The sequence below is a fragment of the Paraburkholderia sp. SIMBA_053 genome (genome assembly GCF_046534895.1).
Classification (GTDB): Bacteria; Pseudomonadota; Gammaproteobacteria; order Burkholderiales; family Burkholderiaceae; genus Paraburkholderia; species Paraburkholderia caledonica.
In genome coordinates this window covers 482,788-495,019 of sequence record NZ_JAWRXU010000004.1, presented here as the reverse complement: position 1 = coordinate 495,019, position 12,232 = coordinate 482,788, and the positions used below count along the sequence as shown (strand labels likewise).

Below are 12,232 nucleotides of genomic sequence, written 5' to 3'. Positions count from 1 at the left end.
GTGCTCACTGTTCGCGGCGCGTCTTGCTCTACCCTCGCACCCGTCGGGACGTCCCGAGGATAGAACAGGACGACAAGCCGCGCTATTGGACCAAAGGCTCATTGTTTGCCGCGGTGCCGCCGCATACTCTAGTGAATCATCAACCGAGGCTGTGGCGGCGCGCGCGGAGAGATTGCAATGACGAAGCACCAAAGCAAACAGGACGACCCGGTTAAGCGTGAGAAGTTATCCAACAAGGAATATCTGCGCGAACTCACGCCAATGCAGGTCGAACTGGTGAAGCTGCAGGAATGGGTCGTACAAACGGGGCAAAAGATCTGCATCGTTTTTGAGGGGCGCGACGGCGCCGGCAAGGGCGGCACGATCAAGGCAATCACCGAAAGAGTGAGTCCGCGTGTATTCCGCGTGGTCGCATTGCCCGCACCCACGGACCGCGAGAAAAGCCAGATGTACGTGCAACGCTACCTGCCTCACCTGCCTGCAGCCGGAGAAATAGTGATCTTCGATCGCAGCTGGTACAACCGTGCAGGCGTTGAGCGGGTAATGGGTTTTTGCACCGAAAACGAAGCCGTGAGCTTTCTCAAGGCGGTGCCGCTCGTGGAACGTGCAATCGTTCATTCGGGGATTATTCTGCTTAAATACTGGCTCGAAGTCAGTGAAGAAGAACAGACTCGCCGTCTGCAAGCTCGCATCACCGACGGGCGTAAAGTCTGGAAACTCTCCGGCATGGATTTGAAGTCTTATAGCCGGTGGTACGACTATTCGCGTGCGCGCGACGCAATGTTCGAAGCGTCCGACACCGATTTCGCCCCATGGTTTGTCGCGGTATCCAACGACAAGCGGCGTGCGCGACTCAATATTATTAGCGATCTGCTACAAAAGATTCCCTATAAGGCGATTGCGCGCGAAAAGGTCACCCTACCGGCCCGGCAAAAGCCGAACGGTTACAAGGAGCCCGACTATCCATTCAAATACGTGGCCGAACGATTCTGACCGCGCCGATTGCGTTGCTCTTCTTGCGCATCAAAGCGCGGTGCTGTCACTGAAATTGAACAACTCGCCGGACGCGGCGCGCAGATACCTGCGTATCGTCACGCCCGGGTGCGTTCGATCCGCTATTTCCTGAGTATTTTCCACGGTCCGCTGCCAGTCTTGCAGACAGTTGGTGTCCAACTTTGTGTCTGCCCTTTCGCATTTGCGACGAGCGTCGTGGTGCGGCACGTCCGGTCCCCTTTCGTCGACGTGTCGTGCGGCGTAATGGTGCCATTGATCACAACCGGGTTACCGGTTCCTGCGTTACTCCACGGAACAACCTCGCCGTCTTTCTTTTCCAGCGCCTTTTGCGCGGCGTCGTTGAGCGCCTTGCGATCAGCTTCTCTCATGAAGCTGATCGGCGTGTTTTTCAGGAAGTTCAAATTCGAAGCGACGCTGCCCGCGCTCACGGCAAGCAGCGCAACTCCAGTCAGGCAACGTACGAACAGGTGAGCAAGCGAACGCGACGGTCGCATCCGGGCAAGTGCGGGGCGCCCGGTTACTGAAGGAGACGGCTCGAAACGCACCGGCTGAAAGAAACAGGCAACCGCAGCCGGAACCGGATCCGCGGCGATCGCACGAACCCGCGAGTCGCCGCTCATCTGTCTGTTCATCTCGTTCTCCTCGTTGCTGCCAAACTGCATTGAGTGGATATCATGTACTGACTTGCTGAAGCGGCGATGTCGCGGCACACCAGAATATGCAGCGCCAATAGCCTGCGTCGCTCGAGTACTTTTTGGCGCCTTTTCCGTTACGAACCTTGCCGCTTCAGTCCGGTTTACTCACGACCGTCTTGACCGCTTGTTCCGTGTCGCGGTGGGGATCTTTCGAGTCTGCCGCGCGGCCTGATTCGAATTCGTCTACAACGTCTGCCACCGAATACCGGCGTCCAATCGGACCAACGCGTGCCTCCAGATTCTCGGCGCGGAGTATGTCGCGCGCCTCAGCGTGCGCGCCGACTATCCGCAGATCTATCCCTTCAGCCTTTAGTGCGCCATGCAGCGCGGCCAGCATGCGCGCTCCTGAAAGATCGACCACGGGCGACGTCGACAGATCGCATATCACGAGCTTGATCGGCTCGCTGACTTCGTGGACTTTTGCCCATACGGTCTGACGCACGTGCTCGATATTGAAGTACAGCAGCGACGCCGCAACCCGAAACACAAGCACATGCGCAATAGATTCGTTGTCGGCATGACGCTGGATATCCGAAAAGCGCCGGGTTCCGCGAATGCGGCCAAGAAACGCAACATGCGGGCGTGCGGCCCGCCTGATAATCAGCAGCATCGATACGAGAACGGCGACGATCACGCCCTTCAGAATGCCGAGCATCAGAACCGCTGCAAATGCGACAAACGAGACGGCAAACTCATAGCGACTCACGCGCCAGAGATGACGAATCTCTTTCACGTCGACCAGTCCCTTGACCGCGACCATCACAATTGCCGCGAGAACCACGGTCGGCAAGTTCCTGAGCAGTTCGGTCAGAAACATCAGACACAAGGCGATCGTCAACGATGCAAATACGAGCGCCAGCGGTGTTCGTGCACCGGCCTTGTCGTTCACGGAAGACTGGGACAGTCCACCGGCAACCGGATAGCCCTGAAACAGCCCGGCGGCCAGATTCGCCGCGCCGAGGCCCAGCAATTCCTGACGGGCGTCGATCTCATAACCATGGGCTTGTGCGAGCGCACGCGCAGCAGAGACGCTCTCGACGTAAGACAGCAGCAAGCAGGCAAATGCGAGCGAAACGATGCCGTCGACGTCTCGCACGCGCAGCGTCGGCAGATGGAATTCGGGCAGTCCTCGCGGCAAGGCGCCTACCACAGAGAAGCTGTGCGCCGCCAATGAAGTAACGGAAACAATAATGGTCGACACGATAACGACCGCGAGGGCGACCGGCCTGCCCGGCAGGTATTTTTCGCCCAACACTAGAACGGCGATGCAGACGAGACCGAAAATCAGCACCGTCAGCGAAGTAGTAGGCATCTGCCCAACGAGAACAATGAGACGTTCGAAAAATGACTCACCCCCTCCTTTCGTGCCCAAAAGTTTCGGAAGCTGGGTCAACGCGATGGTTAGCGCAGCGCCCGCCTTGAAGCCCACGAGTATTGTTTCGCTGATGAAGTTGACAAGCGAACTCAGACGCAGCAGCCACGCAATGCAGCACATGCCTGCAATCAATAAGGCAGTCAGCGCGGCGATCGACGCCCAGCGAGCGGGATCGCCATCCGCCATGCCTGCAATGGTCAGACCGACCAGCATCGAAATAGCCGACGTCGGGCCGATGGCGAGTTGCCGCGACGACCCGAAAAGCGCGTAGCACACGCCGCCCACGAGATAGCAATAGATGCCGAATTGCGGCGGCAAGCCGGCAAGCGACGCATAAGCCAATGACACGGGAATGCCATACGCGGCTAACGTGACGCCGGCAATCGCGTCCTTCTTTAGCCACTTTGGCTGATAGGAAGCGAGCCATTGTGCAGGCGGAAAGACCGAGCGCCAACCGCTGGGCGCGGCCGCATCCGTCGCCCGGCCAGCGGCGCGCACTTTATTGGTCACGAAAGTTTTCCTCCAGTGCGAGAGCCGGCGAGCAGCACGTCTCACGCAACTGAGAAAGCTGCATTAGCGCTACTGGCAGCGCGCATGACCGTACTCACAATCAAGCGTAAGCCGCTGATCAAAGACCTGGAATCGGACTTTGGTCCTAAGCGAATTGCGGGTTCTGCTACCTGACATTGCGGTCACGGTGGCCGCGTGCGAACGGGGCGTAAATGCAACATCACGGCGAATGCATGACCAGAGGCTGATGGCGGGCCGATGTGGCGTCGAAACCTGGCCGAATAGGACCATGGTCTCATTGTGTGCGCCGGCATCTGAACGCAATCATCAAGAGACGCGCCGCTACCGGCACATAGCCCGACAGAGGAGGTGCTGTGAACACACTAAGGAAGTGCTCCGTGTACGGTTTCGCCGTTTGCATACTACTAGGCTCCGGCGCGCCGCAGGCCAAACCGATTGCCTATCCAGCCAAAGGACAAAGCGCCCAGAAGCAGCAGGAGGACGACGGTGCCTGCTATTCCTGGGCGAAGAACAACACGGGTGTCGACCCCACTGCGGTCGCCAACGCTCCGCCGCCGCCATCGGGCCCCGCAGTGGGCGGTGGCGAGCGCGTTCAGGGTGCCGCGCGGGGCGCCGCCGGTGGCGCAGTGATCGGTGCGATTGGCGGAGATGCCGGGAAAGGCGCGGCCGTCGGCGCAGCGGCGGGCACCATGGTCGGCGGTGCCAGAGCGCGGCAGAACAGGCGTGCAGCGCAAGCTTCCGGCCAGGCGCAATCTCAAGGCGCCATGGATACATTCAACCGCGCATATGCCGCATGTATGGAAGGGCGAGGCTACACCATCAAATGAATCGCGCCTGGTGATCGCGCTGCGCACATGCCTGTGCGTGACGCCGTCGCCGCGCGATTCGCGCGGCGGCCCCCGGTCGGACACTCGAGGAGATCAGCAATGAACACCACAAAGCTCGTAATCGTCGCGCTGGCTGCGGCCTTTTCACATGGAGTACTCGCCGATACGACGCCGAAGTACGACGTGACGAGAGAGCCGGGCAAGGTTTCCGTGACTGGAACAGTCAAGACAAAATCGACCATCGTCGGCATTGAAGCCGATACCCGGACTGTCTGGCTAAAAGACTCCAAAGGGAAGATCGTGCAAGTCACAGTTGGAGAAGAAGCGAAGAACTTCGACCAGTTGAAGCTCGGCGATACGGTCGCAGCCGAGTACACGCAAGCACTCACCTTGAGCCTGAAGAAGAGTACCGGACCCGCGACAGTCAGCCAGAGTGAAACGCTCAACCGCGCACCAGAAGGCGCAAAACCCGGAGGCTCGGCCGCCCGTGCAATCACGGTGATGGCCAATGTGGTCGCCCTGAACCCGCAGACCAGAACGGTGACGCTGAAGGGTCCGCAGGGCAATTCGGTCGATATCGTGGTAGAAGATCCTGAACAGTTCAAGCGCGTCAAGAAAGGGGATCAGGTAGAAGTCGTCTACAACGAAGCCGTCGCCATATCGGTGGAGCCGCAGCAGATTAGCAAATAAGGCTGGCTCAAAGTCACGAGAACGAATGTGCGCGCTCCGCCGTGTTGCGGAGCTGCGCGCGCTGATTGATTGAGGGGACCGCACTAGCCTCAGGTCGGCGACGCCTAGATTTTATTTCGGATTACCGATAGAAATAAGAACCGACGCCTCTCACTGTTTTTCGTGCATCGGAGAAGCTTCTCCTAAACCCCGACAGATCGGACATGTGCGCCGACATTGTCCGCTCACGCCATGGTGCGCCCGTTAGTTACTGCGCAGCGCCGATCCCATTTGCCTTTGCATCGCGGCATGACCCGCACGCCGCGTCAGGCGGCATTCATGACTACGTCAATCGGGTCCGCCTGTGCAAAGTGCTAGGATGCATTATCGAGCTTACAAACCACGGTACGCATATGGCGCATTACGCACGCAAAGCAACGTTGGCGGCATCCATCGACGAGCTTCGGCCAGCACCCGGCGAGACGGCTGCGCTCACCGACGTTTTGCGCCATTGGCGAGCCTTTGCGAGAATGACAGAGGCGTTGCAAGACAATGCCCCTCTCGCAACCATCCTCGACGAGGCGGCCAAATGCGCCGCCCTCGGCTGCAATGCGCCAATGTCAAAGGTGCTCGAAGTCGAAGGAGACGGCGACACGCTGGTCGTCAGGGGACAATACGGCATGGGCGCAGACGTGATTGGCCGCTCTGCGGGGGCCGTTCAAGCGTGGAATCCAGCCGGCGAGGCACTCACCAATGCGAAGCCGGTGGTCGAGCCAGACGTTCGGCTACGTCCCCAGGATAAGGTCCCGGCCATTCTTATCGAGCACCAGGTCGTTACGTCCGTCAACCTTCCTCTCATCAATCGCAGCGGCGCCTACGGGATTCTCGAGGTGGACTTTCGCGAGCCGACGCACATCGGGGCATTGGAGATGTCGTTTCTCGCGTCGGTGGCGAGTGCACTTTCGGAGAGTATCGAGAAGTACCGGACGCGCTCCATGCTCACCGCCGATCGCGATGCCAAGGTAGACCTGTTAAGGGAGCAGCAGCACCGCATACGTAACAACTTTCAACTCATCGTTGCAATGCTTCAACGCAATGGCGCGCTAGCCAAAGATCCGCATGTGCGCGATAGCTTCAAGCAAGTCGAGCGCCGCGTCTTCGCCATGGCTTCGCTGTACAACCATCTGCTCGGGCTAGGCGATCATGGCGAACTGGTCGATCTCGGGCGATACCTTGCGTCGATGGCCGACAGCTTCCACGACTTTTACGGCTTGCGCGAGAGCGGTATCACGCTTGAGATCAATCTCGTATCGGGCATCTCCGTGACTCTGGACACGTGTACCGCAATCGGAACGGTGGTGAACGAACTCGTTGCAAACGCGGTAGAACATGCTTTCGCCGGGACTTCCGGGCAGCTGACAATAAGTTTGACGCGAAACCCGTCGGGCGGGTACACCATCTGCGTAGCCGATAATGGACGCGGCTTGCTCCCGAGCGCTCTTGAACACATCGGCCTGCGTACGAGTCGCAGGATACTGTCGAGCATCGGCGGGCAACTTCACCACCGCTCGCAACCCGCTCCCGGAACTGCGTGGGATTTAACGCTTCCGGAATAGGTGCTAACTGCAGGCGCATTGGTAAATATGCCGGTCACGCGGACGGCGCTGCAGCGAATGGTCTCACTGCACAGGGCTTACTCCACGCGCGCGCCGCACCGTATGAATGGCGAAGAATGCCCGATCAGGACTTTCCGCGGCCGGTCTTGCCCTGAAGTTCGTCAATGCGTCGAGACGCTTCTGCCTTCGTCAGCGAGCCGTCGAACGGCTCTTTTGCTTCTTCGCACAGCGTCTTCAAGTACGAGGCCTGAGCGCCCGTCATCGGTTCTTCGCCCGTGACCCAGTCGTCCGGATCTTTCTCGGCATTGGACGTGGGATGCACCTTCGGATTGTCGTCGCCAGACCCGGCGTTCAACGTCGATTCATCTTCCGTTTGTGCGATTTTCTTTTCCGTCATATTGAATTGCTCCGTCATGTTGCGCGACGCCGACGTGGCCCGCCTGCAATCGCGACCGTCGTAACGGTCTCAAGACCTGAGCAATTCGCATGCCTTTTAGAGTGGCCGCAGCATTTTTGACGACGCGGCGCCGGTCGCGCGCCATGCCGCGACGGCCCCCCGAAACGCAGGCTGCGCGAACGCGGCAGCGTCAGCCGCGTGCCGGACGGTCAGCTGCGACTGCGGAGAATATTTCGTCGAGGTTGGCGTTTGCGATCTGCCGAGCGATGGTCGGCAAGTCGCCCGAGTCAGGCGTGCCGATTAACGCATACGCAAGTTCGTTCTGCCGCCAGGACACAACGGTCATGCCGTCTACCTTCTTCTGCGCAATCGACTCGTCGGGCCGCGGATCCTTGATTACGCAAAGGGCGACGGGCACGCCGCGCTCGGGCAGGTACACAATCTGCACAAGCGGCTTGCCGTCATAACGCAAGCGCTCAACCGACTTGAACGCCAGTCCTGCCGGCCGCAGATCCGGAACGCGCAAGCGAATGCCGTCGACGTTGCGAATTGCGTCGATCTTGTCGACCGCCGCCGTTCGATCCGGCGCGACACTCTCAACGGTGTCACGCGTGTACATCCGTTGATAATCCGCGGCGACGCTGACCCACGACCGCCTGTCGACGCTCGCAGTCGTCGCCGCGCCGTTGCTGAACGCGCCCGGCAGGCGCGCGTTCAATTGTTGTACGAGGCCCACGCAGAACGCTCCAGCAACGAAAGCCGCGGCAAGCCACAAAAGGCTTGGAGAGCGTCGTGCCGGCTGTCTCGCCGCGAAACCGGTTCTTTCTTGTGCGGCACTGGCCATTGCCTCGACGCGTCGCCGAAGTTCATCCGGCACCGGTGGCAGCTTCTGCCTCGCGAATGCCTCCCGATAAGGAAGCCGCGACGCACGCAGCAATTCCACGGTGCGTCTCAGATCGACCGATTCGGCCAGCGCCTGCTCGACCGATGCAGCATCGGCAGCGCTCAGTTCGCCGTCGGCATATGCGATCAGTAGGCTGTCGTCGAGCTTCATTGGACGGTACGCAAAGGGAGGAAATGAGGATTGAGCAGGCTCGGGATCACGAAACTTACGTTTTCAAGCGGACATCTATGATAACCGCAGCAGGAAGGCCCATCGATCACGACCGTTAAGGCATAGATCCACTCATGCAAAATCAATGCGCGCCTGCGTGCGCTGCCGACTCTTCCTTCATGCGGCGGCCAAACGACTCGGCATAGGTAGCCGAGCGCGCTGCAAGCAGCGGATCCGACGACGGCGCGATGCCGTTGGGCAGGATCGTCGGGTCGAAAATGATATCGCGGCACGGGCCGTCTATCTGCGCTTGCGCTCGATCGATCACGAGAGTGCCCACGTCGATTCGCATTCGATCGGGCGACTGCGCCCATTGCCGTGTGGAGTCGTCGGTCGTGTCACCCGGCAACGCGACGTTCAGCATCAGGTGCCAGCGCAACGGACCGCTGCGCAGATGCTTCATCAGATCGTACGCGAGGAAGTCGGGATCGCGCAGACGGCCTGCATCAGCGGGACGATATAGATTTTCCGGCACCACTTCCCAACGCACGAAGCGGTGCACGCCCTCTCCATTTACAGCCTCGAACGCGCTAATGCCGTAGTACGTCGCGTTGTCGTAGCCTGACGAGGGCGGATGCCGCTCGAGATACCGGCCGAACGCGCGGGCCTCCGGATGGCTATCGAGAAACGCCTGCATCTTCGCAGGGTTAGCGCGGCCCGTCCCCGGATCGCGCGCATCCGCCTCAAGCTGCTCGAACAAAGCCTGAGGCGTGCGTACGGCGAATACAGGGACTGAATTCATCGCAAGACGCCATTCTTCGCCGTGCGGTAGGAGGACGCGCAGCGCGAAACTGCGCACCTGGGCGGCGCCATCGCTCTGCCCGGGATCGCTGCCAGGTATCGATAGCCGACCGACAACTGGATACTGGCCGTGCGCGAACACGCTCGCGCGCGACAGTAGTGTCCCTGCCCCGTCGCTCACGAAATGCCCCGTCACGCAAACGCCCTTCGCGTGGTTTCGCCGGAAACCGGGATGCGGTGTGGTTGTCGCCTGGAATGCATCGACGATGCGCGCCGGGCCGAGCCGCGGTGAAAACCATCCGGCGCACCAGACGAACAGCGCAGCGAGCGTCGCCGGTATGGCGAGTACGGCGAACCAGCGCAATGCATACAGGACATGCCGGTGGCGGTGCCGCCACTCGTGCAAGCGATCATCGTTCATTGGCATCGGAGAGTGCCCGAAGCCGCGGCACCATGCCCGGTAGTGAAACGGGCAAACCCTCGACATCTGCTGTTGACATGATTGACTGGCGAAAAGCTGAGGCCTGCCGGGCGGCGCGCGAACCGCAAACTGCGCGCTTATTGCCAGCAGACGAAAGTTCGCGGATTGTACAGCGTAGGCCAGACGTTCGCTCACAGGCGCTGCGCACCTTGCGCCGTGTTTCCGAAATCGGTACGGCACCACTAGCCTACGTTGCAGAGCCTCGCCACGCGCTACTTATAGAACACATACTCGGCTAGATAAGGCGAGCTACCAGCCTCACCCGCCGCCGAACACGGCGCGGCAGGCGCCACGCCACCCACGGTCTTGACGCGCTGCACGTACCGCACCGCGGACAGCATGCCGCTCCCCGCCGTGCTATGCGTTTCCAGCAGGAGTTGCGGCACGCTCGCTTTCGTATCGCTCGGCAACTGTGCGATTGCATGCCCAACGATACGGCTGCCGTCGCTCGCTTGCCATGAAGGCCCCGCTGCGTGATTGACTACGGCGTGGCCACTCTTGTCGTATAGCGTCGCCAGCGGGCTTTTGAATACCCATTGCAGACGATGCTGCGCGTCGAACTCGCACGTGTACGTCTGCACTCCCGATGCAGTCAACGCCATGAGACGCTCGCCGGCTGGGGGATCGATGGAAGACGACGAACGGCTTGCAGGCGTCGACGCGCAGGCGGTCAGTGTCAGCACACCCACAAATGTCACGCCGCCCCATTGCAGAACTTTTCTGAACATGGATCTTCCTCGAACAAACGCCAGGACGCTCGCACCGCGGCAAATGCAAGGTGAATCTCGCGCTGAACACTCGCAGAGCCGGATGCTCCGGTCAAATAAAGCGGAACGGTCGCTCCAACTTGCCGATCATGACCGTCCATTCATAACAGTCGACGCAGCACGACTATTCCACAACACGCTGAAATTCCTTAAACGGACGATCTATAAACTTGTTGTCATGCAATGGAATAAAACTGTCGCCTCAGGTGTCGCGCCGAGCCATACCGCTCGTCGGTGTCTCCCGGAAAATCGGATCGGACCTAACGAACATGTTGAAAGCGATTCATATTGGTATCCTTCAATACCGACCGTCTTGCACATGATTCATGCCTCGCCCCAAAAACAGCACGGGTGTGCACGCCGCGCTATCAGGCGAGGGCTAAGATTGCAGCCGTAGTACCCGCGCGGCGGACCTTTCGCGTGGGCTTGTCAAGCCGTTCGAACCGGCGGCAGCCGTTCCGCATAACGCCGCCGTACGTCATGGCCCCGCATTCAGGAGTTTTTCTTCCATCATTGGAGGTAGTAAGTGAAGAAGCTAACGACTGCTTTTGGCGCACCTGTTGTAGACAATCAGAATGTTCAAACAGCCGGGCCGCGCGGCCCCGCATTGCTTCAAGATGTGTGGTTCCTCGAAAAGCTCGCGCATTTCGACCGCGAAGTGATTCCCGAGCGGCGTATGCACGCCAAGGGGTCGGGCGCATATGGCACCTTCACTGTTACGCATGACATCACCAGATATACACGCGCGAAGATCTTCTCGCAGATCGGCAAGAAGACCGACCTGTTCGCGCGTTTTTCAACGGTTGCCGGCGAGCGCGGTGCCGCCGACGCCGAACGCGATATTCGCGGCTTTGCAGTGAAGTTCTATACCGACGAAGGCAACTGGGATCTGGTCGGCAACAATACGCCGGTTTTCTTCTTGCGCGATCCGCTCAAGTTCCCCGACCTGAATCACGCGATCAAACGCGATCCGCGTTCGGGCCTGCGCAGCGCCGAAAGCAATTGGGACTTCTGGACGCAATTGCCCGAAGCGCTGCATCAGATCACGATCGTGATGAGCGATCGCGGCATTCCCAAGTCTTTCCGACATATGCACGGCTTCGGCAGCCACACGTTCAGCTTCATTAACGCGGACAAGGAACGCTTCTGGGTCAAGTTTCATCTGTACACACAACAAGGCATCCAGAACCTGACCGACGCCGAAGCGACCGCCCTTGTGGGCGTGGATCGGGAAAGCTCGCATCGCGACCTGTACGAAGCAATAGAGCGCAATGAACACCCGAAGTGGACAATGTTCGTGCAGGTCATGCCCGAGCAGGATGCCGCAAAGACGTCATTCAACCCGTTCGATCTCACCAAGGTCTGGTCGAAAAAAGAGTATCCGCTGATCGAAGTGGGCGTGATGGAATTGAACCGCAATGCGGACAATCATTTCGCCGAAGTCGAACAGTCCGCGTTCAACCCCGCGAACGTCGTTCCGGGCATCAGCTTTTCTCCGGACAAGATGCTGCAAGGCCGCCTGTTCTCATACGGCGACGCGCAGCGCTATCGGCTCGGCGTGAATCACAGCCTGATTCCGGTCAATGCGCCGAGGTGCCCGACACACAGCTACCATCGCGATGGATCGATGCGCGTGGACAACAACATGGGCGGCACGACGCCGTACAACCCGAATACGCGCGGCGAATGGCTCGATCAGCCGGATTTCAGCGAGCCGCCGCTTTCGCTTGAAGGAGCCGCGGATCACTGGAACCATCGGGTCGACGAAGACTACTTCTCGCAGCCAGGCGCGCTTTTCCGTCTGATGTCGCCGGAGCAGAAGCAGGCGCTCTTCGACAACACTGCACGCGCAATGGCGGGCGTGTCAGACCCGATTCAAAAGCTGCACATCGAGCACTGCACGAAAGCCGATCCGGCATACGGTCAGGGAGTCGCGGCGGCTATCGAGTCGGCAAGCAGAGCGAGTCCGACGCCTAATCGCGGGTTGTGATGTAACGTCACGCTA

General features: G+C 59.7%; 11 protein-coding genes. 5 read left to right on the top strand and 6 right to left on the bottom strand.

What is annotated here, in order from left to right; all coding sequences use genetic code 11:
• Window positions 1-177 precede the first annotated feature (177 nt).
• Complete coding sequence (gene ppk2, locus SB753_RS17280) at window positions 178-993, top strand: polyphosphate kinase 2 (protein WP_087754353.1); 816 nt, start codon at window positions 178-180, stop codon at window positions 991-993.
• Between the two features lie 122 nt (window positions 994-1,115).
• Here the strand turns inward: ppk2 and SB753_RS17275 are convergent, their stop codons facing one another.
• Both SB753_RS17275 and SB753_RS17270 read right to left on the bottom strand, forming a co-directional pair.
• A complete protein-coding gene (locus SB753_RS17275) occupies window positions 1,116-1,442 on the bottom strand; it encodes an RT0821/Lpp0805 family surface protein (protein WP_408415185.1) in 327 nt (108 codons plus the stop codon).
• A 358-nt stretch (window positions 1,443-1,800) separates the two neighbouring features.
• Complete coding sequence (locus SB753_RS17270) at window positions 1,801-3,594, bottom strand: SulP family inorganic anion transporter (RefSeq protein WP_410800953.1); 1,794 nt, start codon at window positions 3,592-3,594, stop codon at window positions 1,801-1,803.
• A gap of 398 nt (window positions 3,595-3,992) precedes the next feature.
• Between SB753_RS17270 and SB753_RS17265 the strand changes: the two genes are divergently transcribed.
• The 3 genes from SB753_RS17265 (at window position 3,993) to SB753_RS17255 (ending at window position 6,727) form a co-directional block, all read left to right on the top strand.
• Complete coding sequence (locus tag SB753_RS17265) at window positions 3,993-4,442, top strand: glycine zipper family protein (RefSeq protein WP_392394728.1); 450 nt, start codon at window positions 3,993-3,995, stop codon at window positions 4,440-4,442.
• 99 nt (window positions 4,443-4,541) lie between these two features.
• Window positions 4,542-5,132, top strand: coding sequence for a hypothetical protein (locus SB753_RS17260; RefSeq protein WP_020068457.1), 591 nt, complete (start codon window positions 4,542-4,544; stop codon window positions 5,130-5,132).
• Window positions 5,133-5,524: 392 nt separating this feature from the next.
• Window positions 5,525-6,727: a sensor histidine kinase gene (locus tag SB753_RS17255; protein WP_410800951.1), complete on the top strand. Its 1,203-nt coding sequence runs from the start codon at window positions 5,525-5,527 to the stop codon at window positions 6,725-6,727.
• 124 nt (window positions 6,728-6,851) lie between these two features.
• On the opposite strand, the gene SB753_RS17250 is transcribed toward SB753_RS17255, so the two are convergent.
• The 4 genes from SB753_RS17250 to SB753_RS17235 all read right to left on the bottom strand — a co-directional run bounded on the left by SB753_RS17250 (window position 6,852) and on the right by SB753_RS17235 (window position 10,188).
• Window positions 6,852-7,124, bottom strand: coding sequence for a DUF3072 domain-containing protein (locus tag SB753_RS17250; RefSeq protein ID WP_410800949.1), 273 nt, complete (start codon window positions 7,122-7,124; stop codon window positions 6,852-6,854).
• Window positions 7,125-7,314: 190 nt separating this feature from the next.
• A complete protein-coding gene (locus SB753_RS17245; RefSeq protein WP_410800947.1) occupies window positions 7,315-8,178 on the bottom strand; it encodes an anti-sigma factor family protein in 864 nt (287 codons plus the stop codon).
• Window positions 8,179-8,320: 142 nt separating this feature from the next.
• Entirely contained in the window at window positions 8,321-9,400 is a 1,080-nt protein-coding gene (locus SB753_RS17240; RefSeq protein WP_410800945.1) for a catalase family peroxidase, read from the bottom strand.
• A gap of 272 nt (window positions 9,401-9,672) precedes the next feature.
• Window positions 9,673-10,188, bottom strand: a complete 516-nt coding sequence (locus SB753_RS17235; protein WP_410800943.1) for a DUF3455 domain-containing protein — start codon at window positions 10,186-10,188, stop codon at window positions 9,673-9,675.
• Window positions 10,189-10,753: 565 nt separating this feature from the next.
• On the opposite strand from SB753_RS17235, the gene SB753_RS17230 reads away from it, so the two are divergent.
• Entirely contained in the window at window positions 10,754-12,217 is a 1,464-nt protein-coding gene (locus SB753_RS17230) for a catalase (protein WP_020068451.1), read from the top strand.
• The last annotated feature ends 15 nt before the right edge of the window (window positions 12,218-12,232 follow it).